The sequence below is a fragment of the Bradyrhizobium sp. ISRA442 genome, from assembly GCF_038085055.1.
In the GTDB taxonomy this organism is placed as follows: Bacteria; Pseudomonadota; Alphaproteobacteria; order Rhizobiales; family Xanthobacteraceae; genus Bradyrhizobium.
Genome location: NZ_JALGCN010000002.1, coordinates 276,248 through 300,604, shown reverse-complemented (window position 1 = coordinate 300,604; position 24,357 = coordinate 276,248). Strand labels below are relative to the sequence as shown.

Here is a 24,357-nt window from a genome sequence, read left to right as displayed (position 1 = left end):
GAGGACGCGCCATGTACAAATTCCTTGAGGCCACCGTCGACGGCTACATGACGCGCAACGTCAGGACGGTCAAGCGCGAGCTCGATATGCTCGCGCTCAGCGAGATGTTCGAGCGCGACGATTTCAACGGCTATCCGGTCGAGGATGACGGGCAGGTCGTCGGCATCGTCACCAAGTTCGACATCCTGAAGTGCTTCGCCTTCACGCCGAGCCAGATGTTGCCGCGCTATCTCGACCTGATGAGCCGCAAGGTCGGCGACGTCATGACGCCGGAGTTCATCTACGTCAGCCGCGAAACAAGGCTGACCCGAGTCCTCCAGATCATGGTCGAGCACCGGATCAGGAGCATCATCGTGCTCGACGGCGCCCAGAAGCTGGTCGGCATCATCGCCCGCGAGGACGTGATCGCGGCGCTCAAGGCGACAGCGCGCGACTGACGAGATGCTACTTCCCCTTTTCCCCTAGTGGGAGAAGGTGGCGCCAAGCGCCGGATGAGGGGTCTCTCTCCTCAGAGGGACTTTTTTCTGGGGACCCAAGCCCCTCACCCCAACGAGTCTGCGGCACCGTCCTCGTTGCCCTCTCACAAGGGGAGAGGGCCCTCCAATTGGCAGCCGCCTGGCCCGACCAGAAATCACCCCTCTTGATTTCAATCAATTCGCCGCGAGGACAAATGTGGTTTCTGGCTCGCGTGTTCTTTCAGAGAGAATCCGCGATGAGCCAGCCCTCCACGTTGAAATCCATGACCATCGGCGAAAGCGGCCTGGCGGCAGTGTTCGCGGTCACCGCTTTTCTCTGCGTGATCGCTTCGGCCAAGGCCCTCGATGCGCCGTTCGCTTTCCATGCCGGACTCAGCGCGGCCGCGAGCCTCGTCGCGGTCTTCGTTATCATCAACCGCTACTTCGAGCGTCCGGCGGCGCTGCCGCCGGCAGAGATCAACGGCCGTCCCAACTACAACATGGGCCCGATCAAGTTCTCCGCCGTCATGGCGATGTTCTGGGGCATCGCCGGATTCCTCGTCGGCCTCCTCATCGCCTCCCAACTCGCCTGGCCCTGGCTGAATTTTGATCTGCCCTGGACGAGCTTCGGCCGCTTGAGGCCGCTGCACACCTCGGTGGTGATCTTCGCCTTCGGCGGAAATGTGCTGATCGCAACATCCTTTTACGTGGTGCAGAAATCGTGCCGCGCGCGTCTCGCCGGCGATCTCGCGCCCTGGTTCGTCGTGGTCGGCTACAACTTCTTCATCCTGATCGCCGGCACCGGCTATCTGCTCGGCGTCACCCAGTCCAAGGAATATGCCGAGCCGGAATGGTACGCCGATCTCTGGCTGACCATCGTCTGGGTGACCTATCTGCTCGTTTTCCTCGTGACGATCGTCAAGCGCAAGGAACCACACATCTTCGTCGCGAACTGGTTCTATCTCGCCTTCATCGTGACGATCGCGGTCCTGCATCTCGGCAACAATCCCGCGCTTCCCGTCTCGGTGTTCGGCTCGAAGTCCTATATCGCGTGGGGCGGCATCCAGGACGCCATGTTCCAGTGGTGGTACGGCCATAACGCGGTCGGCTTCTTCCTGACTGCGGGCTTCCTCGCCATCATGTACTACTTCATCCCCAAGCGCGCCGAGCGGCCGGTTTATTCGTACAGGCTTTCGATCATCCATTTCTGGGCGCTGATCTTCCTCTACATCTGGGCCGGTCCCCACCATCTGCACTACACGGCGCTGCCGGACTGGACGCAGACGCTGGGCATGACCTTCTCGGTGATGCTGTGGATGCCTTCCTGGGGCGGCATGATCAACGGCCTGATGACGCTGTCGGGCGCCTGGGACAAGCTGCGAACCGACCCTGTGCTGCGCATGCTCGTTGTCTCCGTCGCCTTCTACGGCATGTCGACCTTCGAAGGCCCGATGATGTCGATCAAGGTCGTCAACTCGCTCAGCCACTACACTGACTGGACCATCGGCCACGTGCATTCCGGCGCGCTCGGCTGGGTCGGCTTCGTCTCTTTCGGCGCGCTGTACTGCCTGGTGCCGTGGGCCTGGAATCGCAAGGCGCTGTACAGCCTGAAGCTGGTCAACTGGCACTTCTGGATCGCCACCCTCGGCATCGTCCTCTACATCTCGGCGATGTGGGTGTCCGGCATCCTCCAGGGCCTGATGTGGCGCGCCTACACCTCGCTCGGCTTCCTCGAGTACTCCTTCATCGAGACCGTCGAGGCGATGCATCCGTTCTACATCATCCGCGCGGCCGGCGGCGCGCTGTTCCTGATCGGCTCGCTGATCATGGCCTTCAATCTGTGGATGACGGTCCGCGTGGGCGAGGCGGAAGTGCAGATGCCCGTCGCTCTTCAGCCGGCGGAATGAGGAGCTCGACCATGTCGTTCTGGACACGCCATCAAATCTTCGAAAAGAACTCGATTATCCTGATCGTCGGCATTCTCGTCGTGATCGCGATCGGCGGCCTCGTGGAGATCACGCCGCTGTTCTACCTCAAGAGCACGATCGAGGTGGTTGACGGGGTCAGGCCCTACACGCCGCTCGAGCTCGCTGGCCGCAACATCTACGTCCGCGAAGGCTGCTATCTCTGTCATTCTCAGATGATCCGAGCCCTGCGTGACGAGGTCGAGCGCTACGGCCACTTCTCGCTCGCCGCCGAGAGCATGTTCGACCACCCGTTTCAGTGGGGTTCGAAGCGCACCGGTCCGGATCTCGCCCGCGTCGGCGCCAAATATTCCGACGACTGGCACGTCACCCATCTGACCAATCCGCGCGCGATCGTGCCGCAGTCGGTGATGCCGGGCTATCCGTTCCTCAGCCAGACGGAGGTCGATCCGGATTCGATCGCGGATCACATGCGCACGCTGAGGACCGTCGGCGTTCCCTATACCGACGACCAGATCGCCAGCGCTGCGGCGGACCTCAAGGCCCAGGCCGATCCCGACAACGCCGGCACCGATGCTTTCGGCAAGCGGTACGCCAAGGCCGCGGTACGCAACTTCGATGGCAAACCCGGCACGCCGACCGAAATGGACGCGCTGATCGCCTATCTGCAGATGCTCGGCACACTGGTCGACTTCAAGCTCTACAACGAGAAAGCCAATCTCCGCTGAAAAGGCATCACCGATGAAAGCGATTTTGACAGTCCACAACCTTGCGTCCGAACTCGTGACGACGATCTGGACGCCGGCCTTCGTCGCGATCTTTCTCGCGATCATCACCTACGCATTCTGGCCTCGCAACAAGGCCGTCTTCGACGAAGCGGCGCGGCTGCCGTTGCGGGAGGAGTGAGAGATCATGACCGATCACAGCGACATCGATTCCGTCTCCGGCAAGTCAACGACCGGACATGAATGGGACGGCATCAGGGAGCTCAATACGCCGCTGCCGCGCTGGTGGGTGATCAGCTTCTACCTCACCATCGTCTGGGCGATCGGCTACTGGATCGTCTATCCCGCCTGGCCGCTGATCCAAGGCAATACGACGGGACTGTTCGGCTACTCGTCCCGCGCGAACGTCGCGGTCGAATTCGCCAACCTCGAGAAGATCCGGGGTGACAAGATGGCGGCGCTGGGCGCGGCTTCGCTTGCCGACATTGAGAAGGATCCGGCACTGCTGGCGCTCGCCCGTGCCAAGGGCAAGACCGTGTTCGGCGACAATTGCGCACCGTGCCACGGCAGCGGCGCGGCCGGAGCAAAGGGATACCCGAACCTGAACGACGACGACTGGCTGTGGGGCGGCACACTCGACCAGATCATGCAGACCATCCAGTATGGCGCGCGCTCGGGACATGCCAAGACGCATGAAGGCCAGATGCTGGCGTTCGGCAAGGACGGCGTGCTGAAGCCGGACGAGATCGTCACGGTCGCCAACTACGTACGGTCGCTGTCTGGCCTCTCGACCGGCAAGGGCTATGATGCCGTGAAGGGCGAGAAGATCTTCGCCGAGAATTGCGTCGCCTGCCACGGCGACGGCGGCAAGGGCAATCAGGAACTCGGCGCACCGAACCTGACCGACAAGATCTGGCTCTATGGCGCCGACGAGCCGACCCTGATCGAGACCATCAGCCAGGGACGCGCCGGCGTCATGCCGGCCTGGGAAGGCCGGCTCGATCCCGCCACCATCAAGGCGATGGCGGTCTATGTCCACTCGCTGGGCGGCGGAAAATAGCGGACCGGCGGCTGGCGGGGGTGAAGAAAAGCGCCCCCGTTTTGCGCTGAATCAATTGACGCGCCGGCCCCCGGTCTAGGTTCGATCGCACCTCCTAAGAAGCTTTCAGCGATGAACAAGACCGTGAACCCGAACGAGCTCACATCGGACGACGATTACGGGCCGCTCTACGCCGCCCGCAAGAAGGTCTATCCCCAGAGCGTCTCCGGCACCTTCCGCCGGATCAAATGGGGCCTGATGGCGTTCTGCCTCGGCGTCTACTACTTCCTGCCCTTCGTGCGCTGGAATCGCGGCTTGGGTGCACCGAGCCAGGCGGTCCTGATCGATCTTCCCAACAGCCGCTTCTATTTCTTCTTCATCGAGCTGTGGCCGCAGGAGGTCTACTACTTCACCGGCCTGTTGATCGTCGCCGCGGTGGCGCTGTTCCTGATGAATTCCATCGGTGGCCGCATCTGGTGCGGCTATCTCTGCCCGCAGACGGTCTGGACCGACCTGTTCTACGCCGTCGAGCGGTTCGTCGAAGGCGACCGGCGCGAGCGCATGAGGAAGGATAAGTCATCCGGTGCGCTGACGCTCAAGCGCGGCTCCGAGATCGCGCTCAAGCATTCGATCTGGCTCCTGATCGCCTGGTGGACCGGCGGCGCCTGGGTGCTCTATTTCAACGATGCGCCGACGCTGGTGAAGGAGCTCCTGACCTTCCAGGCGCCGATGATCGCCTACATCTGGATCGGCATTCTCACCGCGACGACCTATGTGCTGGCCGGCCACATGCGCGAGCAGGTCTGCACCTACATGTGCCCGTGGCCGCGCATCCAGGCGGCGCTCACCGACGAATGGGCGCTCAACGTCACCTATCGCTACGACCGCGGCGAGAAGCGCACCTCGGTCAAGAAGGCCGCGGAGCTGCGCGCGATCGGCGAGCATGTCGGCGACTGCGTCGATTGCTATCAATGCGTCGCGGTCTGCCCGACCGGCATCGACATCCGCAACGGACCGCAGCTCGAATGCATCCAGTGTGGGCTCTGCATCGACGCCTGCGACAACGTGATGACGAAGATCGGCCGGCCCACGCGCCTGATCGGCTACGACAACGACATCAACATCCAGCGCCGCCAGAACGGCAAGGCGCCGATCTACCGTATCGTCCGGCCCCGCACTATCATCTACAGCGCGATGATCGCGGCCGTCGGCGGCATCATGCTCTATACGCTGGCAACGCGCAGCCTGCTCGACGTCAACGTGCTGCACGACCGCAATCCGATCGCGGTCAAGCTCAGCGACGGCTCGATCCGCAATGCCTATACGGTCCGGCTCTTGAACAAGAGCGGCTACGACCGCGTCGTCGCGATCGACGCGGACGGTCCGGCCAATCCCACGGTCCACGTCGTCGGCGTTGATTCGGTGACGCCGGATCGGCCGATGATCGTGATCCCGCGCGACTCGACCAGCGAGCTGCGGCTGCTCGTCACCGCCCCAGCCGAGAGCAATCCGGAGAAGTCGATCCCCGTGCACTTCCATGTCACCGATATCGGGCTCGGCGAGGCCGCCTCTGCGACAGACAATTTCGTCTCGCCTTAAGACCAGGAGACTGCCATGGCATCCAAGCCGCTGACCGGAATCAAGGTCTTCCTGATGCTGGTCGCCTTCTTCGGCGTCGTGATCGGGGTCAACGTGACCATGATGAAGCTCGCGATCGCGACGCTGCCCGGCACCGACGTCGACAGCCCCTATGCGGCGGGGCTCACCTATGAGCGGGAGATCTCGGCGGCGCAGGACCAGGCCGCGCGCAAATGGCAGGTCGATGCCCATATCGAGCGCCGCACCGATGGCGGCGCCGTGCTCCAGGTCGAGGCACGCGATGCGGCAGGCCGACCGATGAGCGGATTGAAATTCGGCGGCCGTCTGGAGCGGCCGACCGACAAGCGGGCCGACCTCGCGGTCGAGCTCGCCGAGGCCGGCATCGGCATCTATCGCGGCACCGCCGCTTCCGTCGCGCCGGGCCAGTGGGATCTGGTGATCGAGGGCGAGGCGCGGGGGACACGCGTCTTCCTGTCGCGCAACCGCGTGATCCTGAACTGAGAGGGACGCGCCATGCAGGTGACGCGGGATTTCTCGCATTACGTCCGGGCCGCGGGCCAGGGACTCCAGCACATCGATCTCGCGGTCGAAGGCGTCCACTGCGCCGGATGCATGGCCAAGATCGAACGCGGCCTCGCCGCCATTCCCGACGTCACGCTGGCGCGGGTGAACCTCACCGACCGCCGCGTCGCGCTGGAATGGAAGCAGGGCACGCTCGATCCGGCCCGCTTCATCGATCGCCTCGAGGAGCTTGGTTACAAGGCCTACCCGTACGAGACCGAGAGTGCGGAGGCGACCGAGGTTGCGGAATCGCGCTTCCTGCTGCGCTGCCTTGGCGTGGCCGCCTTCGCCACCATGAACGTGATGATGCTGTCGGTTCCCGTGTGGTCCGGCAACGTCTCGGACATGCTGCCCGAGCAGCGCGACTTCTTCCACTGGCTGTCGGCGCTGATCGCCCTGCCGGCGGCGGCCTATGCCGGTCAACCGTTCTTCCGCTCGGCCTGGCGCGCGCTGTCGGCGAAGACGACCAACATGGACGTGCCGATCTCGATCGGCGTGATCCTCGCGCTCGGCATGTCCATCGTCGAAACCGTCCATCACGCCGAGCACGCCTATTTCGATGCGGCGATCATGCTGCTCACCTTCCTCCTGGTCGGCCGCTTCCTCGACCAGAACATGCGACGGCGGACGCGCGCGGTCGCCGGCAATCTCGCCGCGCTGAAGGCGGAGACGGCGGCGAAGTTCATCGGGACCGACGAGATCTCGCAGGTGCCGGTGGCGGCGATCCGTCCCGGCGACATCGTGCTGCTGCGGCCGGGTGAGCGCTGCGCGGTCGACGGCACCGTGATCGAGGGGCGCTCCGAGATCGACCAGAGCCTGATCACCGGCGAGACGCTCTATGTCACGGCGGAGCAGGGCACCCCGGTCTATGCCGGATCGATGAACATCTCCGGCACGCTGCGGGTACGGGTTTCGGCCGCGTCCGAAGCGACGCTGCTCGCGGAGATCGCGCGTCTGCTCGACAACGCGCTGCAGGCGCGCTCGCGCTACATGCGACTTGCCGACCGTGCCTCGCGGCTTTACGCACCGGTGGTGCATGCAGCCGCGCTCCTCACCATCATCGGTTGGGTTTTCGCCGGCGCGAGCTGGCACGATGCGATCGTCACCGGTGTCGCCGTGCTGATCATCACCTGCCCCTGCGCGCTGGGGCTCGCGATCCCGACCGTGCAGACGGTGGCCTCGGGCGCGATGTTCAAATCCGGCGTGCTGCTCAACTCGGGCGACGCCATCGAGCGCATGGCCGAAGCCGACCATGTCATCTTCGACAAGACCGGGACGCTGACGCTGCCCGATCTCGAGGTGGCGAATGCGGCCGATATTCCTGCTGACATCTTCGAGCTTGCGGGCCGGCTCGCGCTATCGAGCCATCATCCGGTGGCGGCCGCGGTCGCACGGGCTTCCGGCGCCAAGTCGCCCATCATCGGCGCGGTCGAGGAGGCCGGGCAGGGCGTGCGCGCGACGCTTGACGGCGTCGAGCTTCGCCTCGGCCGTCCGTCATTCTGCGGCGCCGAGACGCTGATCGGGGCCGGCGACACTCTCGAAGCCGAGGCGTCCGTGGTGGCGTTCCGCAAGGGCAGCGAAAAGTTCATCCTGTCGGTGCGGCAAGGCCTGCGTCCCGATGCGCGAGGCGTGATCGCGGCGCTGAAGGCGCGAAATGTCGGCATCGAGATCCTCTCCGGCGACCGCGAGCCGGCGGTAAGGGCGGCGGCCGACGCGCTCGGCATCGCCGAGTGGCGCGCTGGCCTCACGCCGGCCGACAAGATCGCGCGGATCGAGGAGTTGAAACGGCGTGGCCAAAAGGTGCTGATGGTCGGCGACGGCATGAACGATGCGCCCTCGCTTGCGGCGGCCCATGTCTCGATGTCGCCGATCTCCGCTGCGCATCTCAGCCAGTCGACGGCCGATCTCATCTTCCTCGGCAAGCCGCTGGCGCCGGTGGTTGCCGCGGTCGACTTCTCGCGCAAGGCGCTGCATTTGATGCGCGAAAACCTCTGGCTTGCGATCGGCTACAACGTCCTGTCGGTGCCGATCGCGATCAGCGGCGTCGTGACGCCCCTCATCGCGGCCGCCGCCATGAGCGGCTCGTCGATCCTCGTCATGTTGAATTCGCTGCGGGCCCGCAGCGTCTCGCAGGAGAGAGTGTGATGGAAATCCTCGTCATCCTGGTCCCGCTGGCGCTGGCGCTCGGGCTTGCAGGCCTCGCCGCCTTTCTCTGGTCGCTCCGCAGCGGCCAGTACGACGACCTCGAGGGCGCCGCCTGGCGTGCGATCGCCGACGACGATCCGCCGCAGGAGGCGCAAGCCAAGCGCTAGCGGTCGCTCTTCAGCGCAAACGTCAGGAGCGCCGCAATCGCGAGCGCGGCTCCAATACCAGCCACACAGGCGGGCCATCCCAAGGAATCGAACAGCCGGCCGAGCACGGCGGTGCCGGCGAGGCCGCCGCAGAAATAGCAGGCGAGATAGGTTCCGCTGGCAACGCCGCGGTTTTCGGCGGCCGCCTGTCCGACGAAGCCGGTCGCGGCCGCCTGGGCAAAGAAGGTGCCGGCACCAACCAGCACCATGCCCGCGAGGACGGCGGCAAGATGCGCGGTCAGCATCAACGGCAGGCCGATCGCGGCAACGCCAAGCGCAGCCCAGATGGTCGGGCGCGTTCCGATCCGCGCCGCAGCGCCGCCGGCGAATAGGGTCGTGACGACCGATGGCAGGAAAACCAGATACACCAGACCGAGGTCCATCATGCCCAGCGACAGTGGCGGTCGCACCAGCACGAAATTGACGAACGTGAAGGTACCGATGAAGGCGAACAGGATACAGAAGCCGAGCCCGTAAGCCGCGCGCAGCCGCGGATTGCGCCAGTGCGCCGATACGGCCCTGAGCGGGGAGGCCGTCAGCGTCATGGCTTGCATCGGCTCGACGCGCGCGATGGTGAAATAAACCAGCACCGCTCCCGCGAGGTTGAGCGCAGCGAAGACGTAGAAGTTCCAGGCGAGGCCGAGGGTGTCGGCGAGTGCGGCCGACATCAGCCGGCCGACCAGATTGCTCGCGACATTGCCGGTGATGTAGGCGGCGAATGCGCCGCCGGCGTCCATGGCGCTGCACTGCTCGCCGAGATAGGCGAGCGTCAGCGCGAAAGCGGAGGCCATGCAGAGGCCCTGGACGACGCGCAAACCGGTGAAAACGGCGAGATTGGGCGCCCACGCGAGCAGGCTGGTGGGAACGGCAAGCATGGTCAGGCTCAAGAGGATGCCGAGCCGTCGATCGATGCGCGGGCTGAAGAAGCCGACCACGAGGCTGGCGATCGCCATGCCGAAGGTGCTTGCATTGACGGCAAAGCCCATCGCGGCCGGCGTCACGCCGTAGTGCCGCGTCAGCGAAGGAAGGATCGCCTGCGTGGCGAACAGGTCGACCACGGTGAGGAATGCGGTGAGACCGATCACGAGAGAGCGAAGTGCAACGTTTGGCGAGTGGACGTGCATCTCGATGGCGGCGGGCTTTATGCGCGCGGAAAGATCAGTCATGGAACGGCTCCTGTGCAGGGCAGGCGCCATTCCGGGTTCGGCGCTTCGAGCCGCCCCGGAATGACGCGGGCGGGCGATTGCACCCGTCACATGTTGTGGTCATGCGGGTCCCTGCGGACGTCGCCCACATAGAGGATGACGGTCTCCTTGCCGAGATTCTTCCACCAGTGCGAGGTGCCGTAGACCTCGGGACGGAGATCGCCGGCCTTGTGCACGATCGGATCGATGCAGTTGGAGGCGTATTCGACGATCTCGCCTTGCTGGACGAAGATCAGGGCGGGGCGGTCGTCATGGCTGTGCCAGGGCACGATGCCGCCGGGCTCGATCGTCAGTTTGCGGAAGCGCAACTCGCGATCCCTGATATTGGCGGGCTGCTTCGCCAGGTCGATCGCGCCGAGGGTCACGTCGGTGACGCCGACGGGCTTATGGTCGACCATCTGGCGTGCATTCGGCTTGATCTTGTCGGCCGGGCATTCGCCGGCGAGCGCTGCTTGCGCCGAGACCACGAGTGCGCCGGCGATGGCAAGGCCTGTCCAGACCGCGCGCGACGCTGTCAGATGCGTGAACATGGATAAACTCCTTTGTTGCTCGCCGGGGTTCATCGACCGCCGGCAATGGCATCAGCTTCGCCGAAGCCGCGCCTCTCCTGAAATGCCGTCTTGCTCTCGCTGCGATAGCTCCGCGCTATGTCGATAGGCGGCGGCTATCGAACCGATCCGGAAACGGCATTTCCGCTTGCGCGGCGTCCGGCGTTCGATGGCAGGGCGCCCGATTGGCGGGCGTTCACGTCAATCCGGAGGAGCATCCATGACGAAGCTGTCCAAGACCCTGATCGCCACCGCCGCGTTCGCGGTCATCGCCACCTCGGCCTTCTCGGAGGCCGCCTGGGATTTCAAGGCCGGAATGGCCTACGTCTATGGCGGGCCCGGCAAGATGTCGGCAATGGCCATGGCCTCGACCGAGAAGAACCACGGCGCGATGATGAAGAATGCGAAGAAAGTGCCTGAAAACACCGTCTTCTTCATGGACGATGGCGCGCTGTATTACACGCCAGGGCGGCTCGATCCGACCGGCAATTTCTACGTGAACTGAAGCGGCCTTCGCGCGACGGCCGCCCCTTGCGGGCGGCCGGACCACGAAACTAGTATTCGCCCCAAGAACGCCGGAGCGGAAGATGACGTCTCTCTCACCAGCCAATGCCGAGCGGCTCAGGCTTGCCCTCCAGCGCTGCCGCGAGATGGAGGGCACGCTGAACGAACAGCTCCGCGCCTATGCCGACGCAAGCCGCGAGGTGTTCCCGGCCTATGGCCAAGCAGTCGATCGCCTGGTCGCGAGATTGAACGGGAACGGTGGCGGCGAGACCGCGCCGCGGCCGGGCGATGCCATGCCGCCATTCGTGCTGCCCGACGAGAGTGGCCATCTCGTCACATTGCCCGCGCTGCTGGCGAACGGTCCGGTCGCGGTGATGTTCTTTCGCGGCCATTGGTGCCCTTATTGCCGGCTCAATGTTGGCGCGGTGACTCAGGCACAGGACCGCATCAAGGCAATGGGAGCGCAGATCGTCGCGATCATGCCGGAGACACAGGAGTTCACCGGAAGGTTCAAGACCGAGTCCGGAGCGCCGTTTCCGGTACTGACCGATCTGGACAACGGCTATGCGCTCTCGCTCAATCTCGCGATCTGGCTCGGTGCCGAGATTCAAGAGCTGTTGTCCTATCAGGACATGGCGAAGTTTCACGGCAACGATGGCTGGATGCTGCCGATCCCGGCCGTGTTCGTCGTCGGCCGCGACGGCACCGTGAAAGCCCGCTTCGTCGATCCCGATTTCCGCAGGCGCATGGAGATCGACGATCTGCTTGCGGCGTTGGAGAGCGCGAGCCGGGAGGACTAAGTTTCACGTGAAGCGGGCTGCTCTTCCTTCTCTCCTTGTGGGAGAAGGTGGCGCGAAGCGCCGGATGAGGGGTTTGCTTCCATGAATACAAGCTGAGAGGGTGACTTGCGGAGAGAGACCCCTCACCCGGCTTCGCTTCGCGAAGCCACCCTCTCCCACAAGGAGAGAGGGTGCAGTGAGCATTGCTTCTGCACTACCCCGCAATCTCCCGCCAATCCGCGCCACGCAGCAGGCGCATGACGGCGTTGGCCACCGCCGTGCGCTGGCGGCCGGCGACGCCATACAGGCTTACGGTGCGGCGGGCGTCCAGTCCTGCGACTGCGGTCCGCTTTAGGGTCTGCGGCACGGACGAGGTATGCGGCATCATCGCAATGCCGATATCGGCTTCCACCAGCTCGATCAGATCGTGCTCGCTCGCAATCTCGTGGCCATGGTCGACGTCGATCCCGTGCTCGCGGAGGCTAGCCGAGATGCGCCGGGATTGCTCGCAGAAGGTCCGGCCGAGCAATTGCTCCGAGCGCAGGTCGTCGAGCTCGATCGTGCTGCGATCGGCCAGTCGATGCTCTCTGTTGACGACGAGCTCGAATGTCTCGGTGAACAACGGCCAGACATCGAGCCGCTCCCAGGCCTCGTCGATATCGGCGGCGATGCCGAGCTCGGCTTCGCCCTTCTTCAGGAAATCGGCGACCTCGCGGCTCGAGCCGCGCAGGAAGCGGAGTTCGAGCCGGTTGAATTGCCGCTTGATCTGCTTGAGATGGGGAATGAGCAAAGCGAGATCGACCGAATGCGTCAACGCGATGCGCAGCGCGCCGATCTCCCCGCTCTTGAACGAGGAGGCGAGCGAGCGTGCGCCGACGGCCGCATCGTAGCACTGCTTCAGGAGCGGATGCATACGCTGGCCGAGCTCAGTCAATTGAGCCGCCGGCCGTTCGCGGCGGAACAGGTCGCCGCCGAGCTCGGCCTCGAGCTGCTTGATCGCACGCGTCAGCGAAGGCTGCGTCACGTTGCACTCTTCAGCGGCGCGCGTGAAATTCAATAGCTGCGCCACCGCGAGGAAATAGCGGACCTGGTGCATCTCCATGGATCGGCTCCCAGCAAGACCGGCCCGAAATCTAGCCGATCGGGGTGGGGAATGACACCCTGACGGCAATAGCGTCCGCGCATGGTTTCGGAAGCCAATGGGCATTTGCGCAGCGCCCGTTCGTCCCGCACAAGGGAGAGCGTAACAATCGCGCTAGGTCGACGTAGTCTAAGCGACGTCGAGCTTGACGGGAGGTGGCACATGCAGAGCACCATTCAACGCATCAGGTCAGGGGACCTGCCGGGCCAGGTCGTCCTGGTGCTCCAGGGCGGCGGCGCGCTCGGCTCCTACCAGGCCGGCGTCTACCAGGCGCTGCACGAGGCCGGCATCGAGCCGGACTGGATCATCGGCACCTCCATCGGGGCGATCAACGCCAGTCTGATCGCCGGCAATGAGCCGCAGGACCGGCTGCCGCGGCTGAAAGAGTTCTGGAAGCGGGTGGAGCAGAATCCGGTCTGGAATCCGCGTATCGCGTTCCCGGGCTTCAACGAGAAATTGGCCTATTGGTCGACGATTACGAGCGGCATTCCAGGTTTCTTCCGGCCCAATCCGTTGGCGCATGCCGGAGATTCATATCCACTTGGGGCGGATCACGCCGGATTCTATTCGACCGCTCCGCTGGAAAAGACGTTGCTCGATCTCGTCGACTTCAATCTGGTCAATCGCTGCGTGCCGCGCCTCACGGTCGGTGCGGCTCACGTCCGGACCAGCCGGATGCGGTACTTCGACAGTCGCGACGGCGATCTGACGGTGAAGCATGTCATGGCCTCGGGAGCGCTGCCGCCGGCCTTCCCTGCGGTGCGCATCGACGGCGAGCTCTATTGGGACGGCGGCATTCTGTCGAACACGCCGACCGAGGCCGTCTTCGACGACAACCCGCGCAAGGACTCGCTGATCTTCGCCGTCCATCTGTGGAATCCCGTCGGCGCCGAGCCGACGACGATGGCGGAGGTGCTGAACCGGCACAAGGACGTGCAGTATTCCAGCCGGATCGCGAGCCAGATCGTCCGCCAACAGCAGGCTCATCGTCTGCGTCACGTCATCAACCAGCTCGCGGCGCGATTGCCCGAGAGCGAGCGCAGCGATCCGGCCGTGCGCGAGCTGATGAGCTATGGCTGTCCGACACGCATGCACGTGGTGCGCCTGCTGGCGCCGCAACTCGATCGCGAGACCCACACCAAGGACATCGACTTCAGCCCGTCAGGCATCATGCGGCGCTGGGATGCCGGCTATGCTCACACCAGCACGGTGCTTGCGCGCGCGCCGTGGATCGGGGAGTTCGATCCGCTGTCCGGCGTGGTGCTGCACGAGCACATCGAGGAGATGCCGATGGCGGCGGAGTGACACCGGATCACACGTCGCTTCACGCAATGACGACTTCGCGGGACCGCAAGGCTAGGCTATTGTCGGTGCATCCGCGTCGAGGGGCTTGCAATTGGTCGCCGAGAAAGATCTGGAGGCTGCGCTCAATCTCGTCCGGGCTGACGCCGCGGGATCGAATGCGGGCGTTTTCGGCCCGGCCTCGGTGACGTGGCGGCTCGATCGGGAAGCCGTGATTTTTCTCGGCGCGGGCCGCGCGCTGCTGCTTCAACTTGCGCATCCCTGGGTCGCTGCCGCGATCGCCGAGCACTCGCGGACGCTTGCCGATCCGATCGGTCGCTTCCATCGCACGTTCGACATCATGTTCGCCATGGTGTTCGGCTCGCTCGACAGGGCGCTTCTGTCGGCCCGGCAGCTCCATCGGCGCCATACCATGATCGTTGGACACATGCCTGAGGCGGTCGGTCCGTTCGCGGCCGGCTCGAGCTACTGCGCCAACGACGTTGCGGCGCTGCGCTGGGTCCACGCGACCTTGGTCGAGACCGCGCTCATGGCACATGACCTGGTTCTGCCGCCATTCTCGGCGGAGGAGCGCGAGCGTTACTGGAGCGAGAGCAGGATGTACGGCGCCTTGTTTGGGCTCACGCCGGACGACCTTCCGGCGGACTGGTCAGCCTTTGCAGCCTACAACGAGGCGATGGCGCAATCGGACACGCTCACCGTCAGCGCCGCGGCGCGCGAGGTCGCCACGCAGATTCTTGGCGGTGCGCGTCCGTGGTTGCGGCCACCGCGATGGTATCGCGCCGTGACTGCGAGCATGCTGCCGGAGCGGCTGCGCGCGGGCTTCGGCCTTGCGCTTGACGAGCCGGACGTCAGGACCGCCGACCGTGCGCTGACGTGGATACGACGCGTCTATCCGAGATTGCCCGACCGGCTGCGTTATGTCGGCCCCTATCAGGAAGCGCAGGCGCGGTTGAATGGCAAGACCGAGCCCGATTGGATGACGCGCTGTCTGAATCGGGCGTGGATCGGACGGCCGCAAATGGATGACCGCGGCAGGTAGAGGCTCGGGAAGATGCTCGCAATGACGGAAAATGTGGACGCGCCGTCGCGCCCTCACACAGAGGCCACCCTTCGGTACAGCGCATTGTAGCAGCCGGCTGAGATTTTCCACGAGAACGAGCGTGCCATCGCGCTGCGGCGCATGGAGTCGAGGCGGTCCTGTGCCATGAAGGTCGAGAACGCCCGGCGGACGCCGCCGAGAAATGATTCGTGCGACGGCTTCGGGAATAGGAATCCGGTCTCACCATCGGTGATGGTCTCGGCCAGCCCGCCGGTCTGGTGGCCGATCGGCAGCGAGCCGAAGCGCTGGGCGTACATCTGACTGAGGCCGCACGGCTCGAAACGCGACGGCATGAGGATGAAATCACTACCGGCGAAGATCCGTCGGGCCTGGGCCTCGTTGAAGCCGATGACGACGCCGATGGAGTCCGGGCGGCGGCGATGCGCCGCGATCAGCGCCTGCTCGAGCGCCGGCTCGCCGGAGCCGGTGACCACGATCTGGCCGCCGGCATCGATGATCTCGTCGGCCGCCGACAGCACGAGGTCGATGCCCTTCTGGTGCACCAGGCGCGCGACGATCCCGAACATCGGCCCGCGCGACACCGCAAGCCCGAACTGCTTGCGGACATAGTCCGCATTGGCTTTCTTGCCCACCCAGTCGCCGGCGCCGAATTGCTGGGCGAGCTGCGCGCAGGAGCGCGGGTCCCAGCTCTCGTCGATACCGTTCAGGATACCGGTGAGCTCGGCGGCATCGGAACGGACCCGCAACAGGCCTTCCAGCCCGCAGCCGAATTCCGGCGTGGTGATCTCCCGCGCATAGGTGCCGCTGACGGTCGTAAGGTGCGAGGCATAGACCAGCCCCGCCTTGAGGAAGGAGAGCTGGTCATAGAACTCGATGCCGTCGATATGGAAGGAGCTCTCCGGTGCGCCGATGCGTCGCAGCGCGTCCTTCGGGAAGAGTCCCTGATAGGCGAGGTTGTGGATGGTCAGGATCGACGGGATACCGGAGCCGCGCCAGGCGAGATAAGCCGGCACCAGCGAGGCCTGCCAGTCATTGGCATGGACCAGGTCTGCTGCCCAATCCTTGTCCAGGCTGCCTGCGGCCAGCTCAGCGGCCGCCGAAGCAAGGCGCGCGAAGCGGATATCGTTGTCCGGCCAGTCGCGCCCGGTCTCGTCGCCGTAAGGGTTGCCGGGACGGTCGTAGAGTTGCGAGCACAACAGCACATAGACCGGCAGACCGTCCTTGGTCGAGGCCCGGCCCAGCGAGCAGGCCGGCATCTCCGCGAAGGCCGGACAGCGGCCAACGACCTGAACATGCGTGAGTTGTTCGATGATATCGCGATAGCCGGGGAGCATGATCCGGATATCGGCGAAGGAGCGGAGGGCTCTGGGGAGGGCAGCCGAAACGGCGCCAAGTCCGCCTACGCGGACGAAATCGTCCATCTCGGTCGTGACGAATAAGACCCTCAAGAATGATGCCCTCTTCCGAGCCCGTTTGCTGCTATGCAAGAACGGGTCCAGTTACCCGGCATTCCCAAGTCCGCCCGCAATACACGTCCGCCCGGTAAGGACTTTCCTACCGGGCCGGCGCCATCTAGGGTCGCCGCATCAACCAAGAAGAACACCCATTGTTCCTAGGGGGGACTCCCGGAATGCAGCTAGCAGACAAGCATGAGGGGACGACGACAAAGGCCTTCGCCGGCCTGCGGGTCCTCGACTTTTCGACGACGATCGCCGGCCCCCATTGCGCGCGGATGCTCGCCGACATGGGCGCCGAGGTGATCAAGATCGAGACCGACGGCGGCGAGACGATGCGGACCCGGCCGCCGCTGCGCAAGGGCTGCAGCACCGTGTTCGGCCAGCTCAATGTCGGCAAGAAGAGCATCGTGCTCGACCTGAAGTCGGAGGACGGCAAGGAGGCTGTGCGGCGGCTGGCCGCGACCGCCGATATCCTGGTCGAGAATTTCCGTCCCGGGGTGATGCGCCGCCTGCGGCTCGACTACGACAGCCTGCGCCCGGTCAATCCGAAGCTGATCTACTGCTCGATCTCCGGCTATGGCCAGGCCGGCCCGTCGGCCGAGCTGCCGGCCTATGCGCCGGTGATCCATGCGGCGTCCGGCTATGACATGGCGCATCTCGCCTACCAGCCCGGCCGCAACCGTCCCGACTATTGCGGCATCTACCATGCCGACGTCGTGACCGGCACCTACGGCTTCGGCGCGATCGCCTCTGCGCTGTATCAGCGTACGGTCACCGGCCGCGGCCAGCACATCGACGTCTCCATGCTGGAATCGATGCTGACGCTGACGGTGATCGAGTTGCAGAGCTCGCAGTTCGCCGTGAAGCCGCCGCCGCGCCCGATGTTCGGCCCGACCGAGACGGCGAACGGCTACCTCATGATCACCGTCGCCAGCGAGAAGACGTTTCAGGCGCTGATGGGCGTGATCGGCCAGCCGGAATGGATATTGGACCCGCGCTTCTCGAGCTATGGCGCGCGGCGCGACAACTGGGCTGACATGATGGACGGCGTCGAGGCGTGGTCGCGGCAGCTCACGACCGACGCATGCCTTGCCGCGCTCGCTGAGGCCGGCGTACCGGCTTCGGCCTACCGCACCGTGGCCGAAGCGCTGCGCGACCCGCAGCTCGCGTATCGCAAGGCGCTGTCTTACGTCGAGGACGAAGGTGGCTCCTTCCAGGTCCTCAACCTGCCGTTCCGGATGTCGGGCGCCGATACCATGCCGGGCACGACGATGGCCGTGCTCGGCGAGCATACGCGCGCGCTGCGCGAGGAGATTGGCCTCGCCGACAATGCGTCAATTCCGTCAGGCAAAACGGCTGCGCAGGGTTGAAGGACATCGTGGCGGCTGCATGCGATGCAGTTTCCCGCGGCGGCTTGCCATCGTCCGGCGGCGTAAACTAAGACAGGTCCGAATTTGTCTCGCTGGGCCGGCCGTGGCATGCTGGCGGCGACAACAAGAAGCATGCGGGAGACGCCCATGAAGAGTTTCAAGGTTGCCGATTTCAAGGCGCCGCTGAAGGAGTTCGATCAGCCGACGCCGGAGCCCCAGGGCACGCAGGTGCTGATCAAGGTGAAGGCGGCCGGCGTCTGCCACAGCGACCTGCATATCTGGGAAGGCGGCTACGATCTCGGCCACGGCCGCAAACCGCTGTCGCTCAAAGATCGCGGCATCAACCTGCCGCTGACCATGGGCCACGAGACGGTAGGCGAGGTCATCGCCTTCGGACCGGACGTGAAGCCAACCGACCAGGGCGATCTCAGGCTCGGCGATGTCGGTCTCGTCTATCCCTGGATCGGCTGCGGCAAATGCGCGACCTGCCTTGCCGGCGACGAGAACATGTGCCTGACGCCGCGCTCGCTCGGCGTCTATTGCGACGGCGGCTATGCCGACCACATGCTGGTGCCGCATCCGCGCTATCTGCTCAATCTTAGGGGACTTGATCCTGCGACGACTGCGCCCTACGCCTGCTCGGGCGTCACCACCTACAGCGCGCTGAAGAAGGTCGAGCAGCATTTCGACACGCCGATCGTGATGTTCGGCGCCGGCGGCCTCGGCCTGATGGCGCTGTCGCTGCTCAAGGCGATGGGCGGCAAGGGCGCGATCATGGTCGACATCGACGCGCGGAAGCGCGAGGCGGCGGAGAAGGCCGGCGCGCTCGCCACCGTCGATCCCAAGGCGCCGGACGCACTGGAGCAGCTCGCCAGGAAGGCGGGCGGGCCGATCCGCGCCGTGATCGACCTCGTCGGCAATGCCGCGACGACGCAGCTTGGCTTCGACTGCCTGACCAAGGGCGGCAAGCTTATCATCGTCGGCCTGTTCGGCGGCGGTGCGACCTGGGCGCTGCCGCTGATCCCGATCAAGGCGGTGACGATCCAGGGCAGCTATGTCGGCAACCTGCGCGAGACGCAGGAGCTGCTCGACCTCGTCCGCACCAAGAAGGTGCCGCCGATCCCGGTGACGCCGTTGCCGCTGGCCAAGGCCAATGACGCACTGATGCAATTGCAGCAGGGCGCGGTGGTCGGACGCACGGTGCTGACGCCGTAGCAAACGCACTATCCTCCGTCATTGCGAGCGCAGCGAAGCAATCCAGACTGTTTCCGCGGATGCATTTCTGGATTGCTTCGCTGCGCTCGCAATGACAACTTGGTTCTTCTCTTCGCTCAGGAACCCCCATGTCCGCAAATAACGCCTTCCACATTGCCGTGCTCGCCGGCGACGGCATCGGTCCCGAGGTCATGGCGCCCGCGATCGAGGTGTTGCGCAAGATCGAGTCTAAATCGGGCTTGAGCTTCCGCTTCACCGACGCGCCGGCCGGCGCCAACAATTATCTCGCGACCGGCAAGTCGATGCCGGACTCTACGATCAAACTTTGCGAAGAGGCGGATGCGATCCTGCTCGGCGCCTGTGGCCTGCCGTCGGTGCGCTACCCCGATAACACCGAGATCGCGCCGCAGATCGAGCTGCGCTTCATCTTCGATCTCTATGCCGGCGTGCGTCCGGCGCGGCTCATTCCGGGCGTGCCGAGCCCGATCGTCGGCGCTGATCAGCGCGGCATCGATCTTGTCGTGATTAGGGAGTCCACCGAAGGCCTGTTCGCGTCGATGGGCAAGGGCGTCGTCACGCATGAGGACGCGCGCGAGACCATGGTGATCTCGCGCAAGACCTCCGAGCGCCTGTTCGAGTTCTCGTTCCGGCTCGCCGAGCGGCGCAAGGCGCGCGGCCGGCCGGGTGCGCTCGCCTGCGTCGACAAGGCGAACGTGTTCAAGGCCTTCGCTTTCTTCCGCGGCATCTTCGACGAGATCGCCAAAGGCCATCCCGAGGTGAAGACGGACCGCCTCTATGTCGATGCCTGTTCGGCGATGCTGGTCAAGCGGCCCTGGGATTTCGACGTGATGGTGATGGAGAACATGTTCGGCGACATCGTCTCCGACATCACTGCCAGCCTGATCGGCGGCCTCGGCATGGCCCCGTCAGCCGACATCGGTGACCGCTACGCGGTGTTCCAGCCGTGCCATGGCACGGCACCTGATATCATGGGGCAGGGCAAGGCCAATCCCACCGGCATGATCCTGTCGGCCGCGATGATGCTGGACTGGCTCGCCGACAAGCACGGTTTGGAAAGCGCAGCCGAGGCTGGCGAAAAGATCGAGCGCGCGGTGGATCAGGTCTATGCCGACGGCATCAAGCCGATGGAATTCGGCGGCAGCAATGGCACTGCCGATATCGCGAAAGCCGTGCTTGCGGCGTTGTAGTCAGAACGCGCACAAGAGAAAGGGGCCCGTGGGCCCCTTCATCGTTCACCAGCGGTGCCAGCGGTGCCAGGGGTGGCCCCAGCCCCACGGACGCGGTCCGTAGAAGCGTCGCGGGCCGCCATAATAGCCGTAGGCGCCGTAATAGTTCGGGCGCCACCAGCAGCGGCCCCAGGCGTTACACACCATGCGCACCTGATCGACGTTCGCGGCCGGGCCGCTTGCGATTCGATCGGCTTGCGGAATGCCGTTCGGCATCGCCGCCAGAGCCTGCCCTGACGCGAGCGCAGCACCGCCCATGGCAGCCAGACCAAGAACAGCAAACTTGAGTTTCATCGCAATCTCCCTCGTTGGTGGCGGAAGAACACTCGGGAGATCAGTTGGTTGCTGTTGCAGCGCGGGGCAGCGAGGAATTTAATCTTCCTGAATGCGGGTTCAGCTTCAGCGCCCCTGGAACTGCGGCTTGCGCTTCTCCATGAAGGCCTGTCGACCCTCGCGGAAATCCGCACTGTCCATGCAGGCGTTCCCGATCGTCTTGATCGCCTCCATGTCGCGCCGGCTTTCGTCCTTCAGCACCTGCGCGATGGTGATCTTGGCGGCCTTGATCGAGAGCGGTGCGTTCCCCGAGATCGTTTCCGCAATTGCCATGGTCTCGCCCCAGAGCTGATCATCCGGGATCATCCGCTCGATCAGCCCGATGCGCAGCGCCTCCTCCGCATCGATGCGCATGCCCGTGTACATCAGCAGCCGCGCCCAGGACGGCCCGACCAGCGACACCAGATTCCGCAACCCGTCATAGCCATAGGCGATGCCGAGTTTCGCCGCGGGAATGCCGAACTGGCTGCCGTGGGAAGCAATGCGAATGTCGGCGAGCATCGCGACCTGCATGCCGCCGCCGAGACAAAAGCCCTGGATGCAGGCGATCGTCGGCTTGGGATAGTCGGCGAGAAGCGCGCGCTGGGCCGCACTACGCTTGGCGTATTCTTCCGACGCCGCTGCATTGTGTCGGGACTTCTCGAATTGGCTGATGTCGGCACCCGACACGAACGCCTTGCCGCCGGCGCCGCGCAGGATCACGACGCGCACCGCATCGTCGTCGCGCAAGCTCGTCAGCGCCTCGCCAAATCCCGCCCACATCTCCAGCGACATTGCATTGCGCTTGTCGGGATTGTTGAAGGTGATCACGCCGACGCCGTCGGCAGTGTGCTTGAGGATCTTGCCGTCGGCGTGGGAGGTTTCGGTCGTGTTGGATTGGTCCGGCATCGCGCACCCGCTTTTCTTTTGACGGGCGCAATGTGCGGCTGACGCGATGTCAGGGTCAACGGCGGCGAGGCAAGGACTTTGCATCCGCCTGCGCCGCGATTGCATGGCCACGTGCGCAGTCGGCGGGACCAGGTCGCGGCAGAGCCTGAATGGGTTCGCGAAAACCGCGGGTGCGATGGCCGGCAGGATGCCGGAAAAGAAAAAAGGGGCAGTCAGACCGCCCCGAAAGAAAAAGAATCGCGTCATGCGCGCGCCGCACGGTCTCGTTCAATCCGGCCACGCCCCCGCGACGCGGCGGATTGAACACCGGCCCTGATGGCCAGACCTCCGGTCGATCTCAGCCTTCGTTCGCCGCGATCGATTCCATCAGCGAGACGAGCTGACGCTGCACCGTCTGGTCCTTGATCTTGCTGTAGGCGCGCAGCAGCCGGAGGCTGAAGGCGCTGTCGAGGAAGAGCAGGCTCTCGACCTCGCGCGCCTTGTTGTCGCCGTCATAGAAGAAGGTGACGGGCACATCGAGGGCGGCGGCGATCTGCTGAAGGCGAGCCGCGCCGACCCGATTGACGCCCTTCTCGTACTTTTGGACCTGCTGGAAGCTGACGCCGAGCTTTTCGCCCAGCTCGGCCTGCGAGATCTTCATCTCGACGCGGCGGAGCCGGATCCGCTTGCCAAGCTCGATGTCCGGCTTGCCGGCACTGCGCTGCTTCATTCTCTTTGCCGCTGCTTTCATATTGTTCTCACCGTTCTTCGGTTGAAAATCCCCCAAAGAGCTGGGTCAGGGGTTCGCCCATATACAAGTCCTTGAATTCATGCGGATGCACGAACTCGTCCTTAAACCACGGGAAGCGTGCCGGATTGAAAGCTTCGATCAGCCAGTCAATCATGTGCCGCACTCTCGGAATCCGGCCGCTACCGGGATGGTAGGACAACCAGATATCCAGCGGTCTGTTCAGCTCGACGTCCAGTGGAGTCAACTTCCCGCCAAGCGCAATGGCGTAGCTCGGGAATACGCCGATTCCGGCGCCATTCGCGACAGCCCAGTAGTTGGCGCTTGAGACGTTGGTCTTCATGACCAGAAGGTCACGCTCGGGAACGCCTGGGAAGAAGCTCTCAAAAGTTTCCTTGGCGGCGAGCTGGTCGGCGAACTGCAGCACCAGACGATGCTTGATCAATTCCGTCGCCGATCGCGGCGCGCCATGCTTCTCGACATATTTCTTCGCGGCCCAGAACATCAGATGCATGCGGCCGAGCCGCACCAGCTTGATGTCGAGCGCGGAGGGGCGCGACAGATGGATGGCGACGTCGGCCTCGTGGCGGGAGACGTCGGCCGAGCGCATCGCGCAATGCAGGTCGACCAGAATCTTCGGATAGGCCTGCTGGAATTCGACGAGCCGCGGGGCCAGCCAGAATGTCCCGAGTCCCTCGGTGACGGCGACCCGAACCTCGCCGGTCAGCGCGTTGACCATCGAATCGCTGGCGCGCAGGACGTCGAAGGTGGCCGCCTCCATTCGTTCGACCGCCGAGACCACCAGCGCGCCGTCGTCAGTCAGATGCGTGCCGTGAACGTCGCGCGTGAACAGGGTGGTGCCGGTCTGGCGCTCGAAATCGTCGATTCGCCGGCGGACTGCGTTGATCGACAACGAAAGGCGTTCGGCCGCCGAGCGGAAACTGCCGCAACGGACAACTTCAAGGAATATCCGGGCCGCATCCCAATCCGAGAGGCCGCCGAGATTTGCTTTCTGGCGTTCTTCCAGTGGAACGCCCCTTTCCGCCAAGAGGTGCATACAAGTCCTTCCGGCCCGCTAAACTGGCAGAATCTTGCGCAAACCACAACCACGGCGGGTTGCGGGGCGACGACTTTTGAACGTCATCCTTTACTCGCCACGAGTGGTATTTGGGTGCGCTGGGGGGCTGGAATCGGACAGAAGATCGTCCGGAAGAGGGGTATCGCGTGCGTTCCGTAGCGAGCCTTGAGATGGCTGCGAGGAGAGCGGATCCGTCCGGAAGGATGGGCGTTGCGCGGTGGCCTGTCCGAGGCTGCGATGGGGATCGTTCGTCCCGCGCCAGGCGTTGTGCTCTTCGCCGGTTCGACCTCCGCCGCTCGCGCTGTGGGTTACTCTTGGGTGGAATCCCGGCTTTGGGCTCGGAACGCCCTGAATTCGTGTTCGAAGGCGTAAAGTCCACGTGCTATCCTCACCCTGGTATGGGGGCCGTGGGGAACATTACCGTCACTTCTCACAGGCCGAACGAACGGAAAGAACGCCGGTGTCGCATTTAGACGAACAATTGCAGTCGGTGCTGGGAACGCTCGAGGAGTGCCGCAAGGTCCTCAACCAGAACAACGGCCGGGAGACGGCCGAATTGCTCTCGATTGTCATCCTCGATTTGAGGATGAGGCTCAAAGGAATTGACAATGCCGATCTTCGGGCATTGTGCGACGAAATGCTGCGGAGCGCTGGAAGCGAACCGCAGCCGCCTTCCAAGCAGACGCAGGACCAGCCCCGGCGTCCGCTGCTCCGCGTGGTGAAATAGCCGCGCCGCCCCAATCCCGCTTTTGCGAGATTTGTGCGCGTCCCGATGCCGCATCTGTGATCACAGACGGCATCGGGAGGAGCCCTGGTTTGCCTGCGCCTCTGTTGCGCATTCTCCG

General features: G+C 64.5%; 25 protein-coding genes. 17 read left to right on the top strand and 8 right to left on the bottom strand.

Going from position 1 to position 24,357, the window contains the following annotated elements; translation table 11 throughout:
• The first annotated feature begins 11 nt into the window (after nucleotides 1-11).
• The 9 genes from MTR72_RS04485 to ccoS all read left to right on the top strand — a co-directional run bounded on the left by MTR72_RS04485 (nucleotide 12) and on the right by ccoS (nucleotide 8,616).
• Nucleotides 12-437 (top strand): CBS domain-containing protein, encoded by a 426-nt coding sequence (locus tag MTR72_RS04485; RefSeq protein ID WP_280965226.1) that lies wholly within the window; start codon nucleotides 12-14, stop codon nucleotides 435-437.
• 275 nt (nucleotides 438-712) lie between these two features.
• The gene (gene ccoN / locus MTR72_RS04480) at nucleotides 713-2,362 is read left to right on the top strand and encodes a cytochrome-c oxidase, cbb3-type subunit I (RefSeq protein WP_280965225.1); all 1,650 of its coding nucleotides are present in this window, start codon (nucleotides 713-715) and stop codon (nucleotides 2,360-2,362) included.
• 11 nt (nucleotides 2,363-2,373) lie between these two features.
• Nucleotides 2,374-3,108 carry a cytochrome-c oxidase, cbb3-type subunit II gene (gene ccoO, locus MTR72_RS04475; protein WP_280965224.1) on the top strand — a complete coding sequence of 245 codons (735 nt, stop codon included), beginning with the start codon at nucleotides 2,374-2,376 and terminating at the stop codon, nucleotides 3,106-3,108.
• A 13-nt stretch (nucleotides 3,109-3,121) separates the two neighbouring features.
• Nucleotides 3,122-3,286, top strand: coding sequence for a cbb3-type cytochrome oxidase subunit 3 (locus MTR72_RS04470; RefSeq protein WP_280965223.1), 165 nt, complete (start codon nucleotides 3,122-3,124; stop codon nucleotides 3,284-3,286).
• A gap of 6 nt (nucleotides 3,287-3,292) precedes the next feature.
• Complete coding sequence (gene ccoP, locus MTR72_RS04465; RefSeq protein WP_280965222.1) at nucleotides 3,293-4,165, top strand: cytochrome-c oxidase, cbb3-type subunit III; 873 nt, start codon at nucleotides 3,293-3,295, stop codon at nucleotides 4,163-4,165.
• Between the two features lie 111 nt (nucleotides 4,166-4,276).
• Entirely contained in the window at nucleotides 4,277-5,743 is a 1,467-nt protein-coding gene (ccoG, locus tag MTR72_RS04460; RefSeq protein ID WP_280965221.1) for a cytochrome c oxidase accessory protein CcoG, read from the top strand.
• A gap of 15 nt (nucleotides 5,744-5,758) precedes the next feature.
• Nucleotides 5,759-6,244 carry a FixH family protein gene (locus tag MTR72_RS04455; protein WP_280965220.1) on the top strand — a complete coding sequence of 162 codons (486 nt, stop codon included), beginning with the start codon at nucleotides 5,759-5,761 and terminating at the stop codon, nucleotides 6,242-6,244.
• Nucleotides 6,245-6,256: 12 nt separating this feature from the next.
• Nucleotides 6,257-8,449: a cation-translocating P-type ATPase gene (locus tag MTR72_RS04450; protein WP_280965219.1), complete on the top strand. Its 2,193-nt coding sequence runs from the start codon at nucleotides 6,257-6,259 to the stop codon at nucleotides 8,447-8,449.
• Nucleotides 8,449-8,616 carry a cbb3-type cytochrome oxidase assembly protein CcoS gene (ccoS, locus tag MTR72_RS04445; RefSeq protein WP_280965218.1) on the top strand — a complete coding sequence of 56 codons (168 nt, stop codon included), beginning with the start codon at nucleotides 8,449-8,451 and terminating at the stop codon, nucleotides 8,614-8,616. Before MTR72_RS04450 ends, ccoS begins: the two co-directional genes overlap by 1 nt.
• On the opposite strand, the gene MTR72_RS04440 is transcribed toward ccoS, so the two are convergent.
• Both MTR72_RS04440 and MTR72_RS04435 read right to left on the bottom strand, forming a co-directional pair.
• Nucleotides 8,613-9,821, bottom strand: a complete 1,209-nt coding sequence (locus MTR72_RS04440) for an MFS transporter (protein WP_280965217.1) — start codon at nucleotides 9,819-9,821, stop codon at nucleotides 8,613-8,615. The genes ccoS and MTR72_RS04440 overlap by 4 nt on opposite strands.
• A gap of 86 nt (nucleotides 9,822-9,907) precedes the next feature.
• On the bottom strand, nucleotides 9,908-10,390 hold the full coding sequence (locus MTR72_RS04435) for a cupin domain-containing protein (protein ID WP_280965216.1): 483 nt from the start codon (nucleotides 10,388-10,390) through the stop codon (nucleotides 9,908-9,910).
• A 238-nt stretch (nucleotides 10,391-10,628) separates the two neighbouring features.
• On the opposite strand from MTR72_RS04435, the gene MTR72_RS04430 reads away from it, so the two are divergent.
• Both MTR72_RS04430 and MTR72_RS04425 read left to right on the top strand, forming a co-directional pair.
• Nucleotides 10,629-10,913, top strand: coding sequence for a hypothetical protein (locus MTR72_RS04430; protein WP_280965215.1), 285 nt, complete (start codon nucleotides 10,629-10,631; stop codon nucleotides 10,911-10,913).
• Between the two features lie 82 nt (nucleotides 10,914-10,995).
• Complete coding sequence (locus MTR72_RS04425) at nucleotides 10,996-11,712, top strand: peroxiredoxin-like family protein (RefSeq protein ID WP_280965214.1); 717 nt, start codon at nucleotides 10,996-10,998, stop codon at nucleotides 11,710-11,712.
• A 193-nt stretch (nucleotides 11,713-11,905) separates the two neighbouring features.
• Here the strand turns inward: MTR72_RS04425 and MTR72_RS04420 are convergent, their stop codons facing one another.
• On the bottom strand, nucleotides 11,906-12,793 hold the full coding sequence (locus MTR72_RS04420; protein WP_280965213.1) for a LysR family transcriptional regulator: 888 nt from the start codon (nucleotides 12,791-12,793) through the stop codon (nucleotides 11,906-11,908).
• Nucleotides 12,794-12,994: 201 nt separating this feature from the next.
• On the opposite strand from MTR72_RS04420, the gene MTR72_RS04415 reads away from it, so the two are divergent.
• Complete coding sequence (locus MTR72_RS04415; protein WP_280965212.1) at nucleotides 12,995-14,137, top strand: patatin-like phospholipase family protein; 1,143 nt, start codon at nucleotides 12,995-12,997, stop codon at nucleotides 14,135-14,137.
• A gap of 91 nt (nucleotides 14,138-14,228) precedes the next feature.
• A complete protein-coding gene (locus MTR72_RS04410) occupies nucleotides 14,229-15,176 on the top strand; it encodes an oxygenase MpaB family protein (RefSeq protein WP_280965211.1) in 948 nt (315 codons plus the stop codon).
• A gap of 53 nt (nucleotides 15,177-15,229) precedes the next feature.
• Here the strand turns inward: MTR72_RS04410 and glgA are convergent, their stop codons facing one another.
• A complete protein-coding gene (gene glgA, locus MTR72_RS04405) occupies nucleotides 15,230-16,696 on the bottom strand; it encodes a glycogen synthase GlgA (protein ID WP_445819557.1) in 1,467 nt (488 codons plus the stop codon).
• A gap of 131 nt (nucleotides 16,697-16,827) precedes the next feature.
• Here glgA and MTR72_RS04400 point away from each other — a divergent pair, with 131 nt between their 5' ends.
• The 3 genes from MTR72_RS04400 to MTR72_RS04390 all read left to right on the top strand — a co-directional run bounded on the left by MTR72_RS04400 (nucleotide 16,828) and on the right by MTR72_RS04390 (nucleotide 20,447).
• On the top strand, nucleotides 16,828-18,024 hold the full coding sequence (locus tag MTR72_RS04400) for a CaiB/BaiF CoA transferase family protein (RefSeq protein WP_280965209.1): 1,197 nt from the start codon (nucleotides 16,828-16,830) through the stop codon (nucleotides 18,022-18,024).
• 147 nt (nucleotides 18,025-18,171) lie between these two features.
• A complete protein-coding gene (locus MTR72_RS04395; protein ID WP_280965208.1) occupies nucleotides 18,172-19,239 on the top strand; it encodes an alcohol dehydrogenase in 1,068 nt (355 codons plus the stop codon).
• Between the two features lie 128 nt (nucleotides 19,240-19,367).
• Nucleotides 19,368-20,447: an isocitrate/isopropylmalate dehydrogenase family protein gene (locus MTR72_RS04390; protein WP_280965207.1), complete on the top strand. Its 1,080-nt coding sequence runs from the start codon at nucleotides 19,368-19,370 to the stop codon at nucleotides 20,445-20,447.
• A gap of 45 nt (nucleotides 20,448-20,492) precedes the next feature.
• Here the strand turns inward: MTR72_RS04390 and MTR72_RS04385 are convergent, their stop codons facing one another.
• The 4 genes from MTR72_RS04385 to MTR72_RS04370 all read right to left on the bottom strand — a co-directional run bounded on the left by MTR72_RS04385 (nucleotide 20,493) and on the right by MTR72_RS04370 (nucleotide 23,491).
• Nucleotides 20,493-20,780, bottom strand: coding sequence for a hypothetical protein (locus MTR72_RS04385; RefSeq protein WP_280965206.1), 288 nt, complete (start codon nucleotides 20,778-20,780; stop codon nucleotides 20,493-20,495).
• 105 nt (nucleotides 20,781-20,885) lie between these two features.
• On the bottom strand, nucleotides 20,886-21,707 hold the full coding sequence (locus tag MTR72_RS04380; protein ID WP_280965205.1) for an enoyl-CoA hydratase: 822 nt from the start codon (nucleotides 21,705-21,707) through the stop codon (nucleotides 20,886-20,888).
• 337 nt (nucleotides 21,708-22,044) lie between these two features.
• Complete coding sequence (locus MTR72_RS04375; protein WP_279377845.1) at nucleotides 22,045-22,416, bottom strand: helix-turn-helix domain-containing protein; 372 nt, start codon at nucleotides 22,414-22,416, stop codon at nucleotides 22,045-22,047.
• 28 nt (nucleotides 22,417-22,444) lie between these two features.
• Complete coding sequence (locus MTR72_RS04370) at nucleotides 22,445-23,491, bottom strand: LysR family transcriptional regulator (RefSeq protein ID WP_280965204.1); 1,047 nt, start codon at nucleotides 23,489-23,491, stop codon at nucleotides 22,445-22,447.
• 511 nt (nucleotides 23,492-24,002) lie between these two features.
• Between MTR72_RS04370 and MTR72_RS04365 the strand changes: the two genes are divergently transcribed.
• Nucleotides 24,003-24,239, top strand: a complete 237-nt coding sequence (locus MTR72_RS04365) for a hypothetical protein (RefSeq protein ID WP_280971039.1) — start codon at nucleotides 24,003-24,005, stop codon at nucleotides 24,237-24,239.
• The last annotated feature ends 118 nt before the right edge of the window (nucleotides 24,240-24,357 follow it).

Bases quoted from the DNA above. Each gene is read 5' to 3' on its own strand.
- MTR72_RS04430 (WP_280965215.1), top strand. From the start codon at position 10,629: ATGACGAAGCTGTCCAAGACCCTGATCGCCACCGCCGCGTTCGCGGTC.
- MTR72_RS04435 (WP_280965216.1), bottom strand. From the start codon at position 10,390: ATGTTCACGCATCTGACAGCGTCGCGCGCGGTCTGGACAGGCCTTGCC.
- MTR72_RS04375 (WP_279377845.1), bottom strand. From the start codon at position 22,416: ATGAAGCAGCGCAGTGCCGGCAAGCCGGACATCGAGCTTGGCAAGCGG.
- MTR72_RS04450 (WP_280965219.1), top strand. From the start codon at position 6,257: ATGCAGGTGACGCGGGATTTCTCGCATTACGTCCGGGCCGCGGGCCAG.
- MTR72_RS04415 (WP_280965212.1), top strand. From the start codon at position 12,995: ATGCAGAGCACCATTCAACGCATCAGGTCAGGGGACCTGCCGGGCCAG.
- ccoP (WP_280965222.1), top strand. From the start codon at position 3,293: ATGACCGATCACAGCGACATCGATTCCGTCTCCGGCAAGTCAACGACC.
- ccoO (WP_280965224.1), top strand. From the start codon at position 2,374: ATGTCGTTCTGGACACGCCATCAAATCTTCGAAAAGAACTCGATTATC.
- MTR72_RS04385 (WP_280965206.1), bottom strand. From the start codon at position 20,780: ATGAAACTCAAGTTTGCTGTTCTTGGTCTGGCTGCCATGGGCGGTGCT.
- MTR72_RS04370 (WP_280965204.1), bottom strand. From the start codon at position 23,491: ATGCACCTCTTGGCGGAAAGGGGCGTTCCACTGGAAGAACGCCAGAAA.
- ccoS (WP_280965218.1), top strand. From the start codon at position 8,449: ATGGAAATCCTCGTCATCCTGGTCCCGCTGGCGCTGGCGCTCGGGCTT.
- MTR72_RS04470 (WP_280965223.1), top strand. From the start codon at position 3,122: ATGAAAGCGATTTTGACAGTCCACAACCTTGCGTCCGAACTCGTGACG.
- MTR72_RS04485 (WP_280965226.1), top strand. From the start codon at position 12: ATGTACAAATTCCTTGAGGCCACCGTCGACGGCTACATGACGCGCAAC.
- MTR72_RS04425 (WP_280965214.1), top strand. From the start codon at position 10,996: ATGACGTCTCTCTCACCAGCCAATGCCGAGCGGCTCAGGCTTGCCCTC.
- ccoN (WP_280965225.1), top strand. From the start codon at position 713: ATGAGCCAGCCCTCCACGTTGAAATCCATGACCATCGGCGAAAGCGGC.
- MTR72_RS04390 (WP_280965207.1), top strand. From the start codon at position 19,368: ATGTCCGCAAATAACGCCTTCCACATTGCCGTGCTCGCCGGCGACGGC.
- MTR72_RS04380 (WP_280965205.1), bottom strand. From the start codon at position 21,707: ATGCCGGACCAATCCAACACGACCGAAACCTCCCACGCCGACGGCAAG.
- MTR72_RS04395 (WP_280965208.1), top strand. From the start codon at position 18,172: ATGAAGAGTTTCAAGGTTGCCGATTTCAAGGCGCCGCTGAAGGAGTTC.
- MTR72_RS04400 (WP_280965209.1), top strand. From the start codon at position 16,828: ATGCAGCTAGCAGACAAGCATGAGGGGACGACGACAAAGGCCTTCGCC.
- MTR72_RS04440 (WP_280965217.1), bottom strand. From the start codon at position 9,821: ATGACTGATCTTTCCGCGCGCATAAAGCCCGCCGCCATCGAGATGCAC.
- MTR72_RS04455 (WP_280965220.1), top strand. From the start codon at position 5,759: ATGGCATCCAAGCCGCTGACCGGAATCAAGGTCTTCCTGATGCTGGTC.
- MTR72_RS04420 (WP_280965213.1), bottom strand. From the start codon at position 12,793: ATGGAGATGCACCAGGTCCGCTATTTCCTCGCGGTGGCGCAGCTATTG.
- ccoG (WP_280965221.1), top strand. From the start codon at position 4,277: ATGAACAAGACCGTGAACCCGAACGAGCTCACATCGGACGACGATTAC.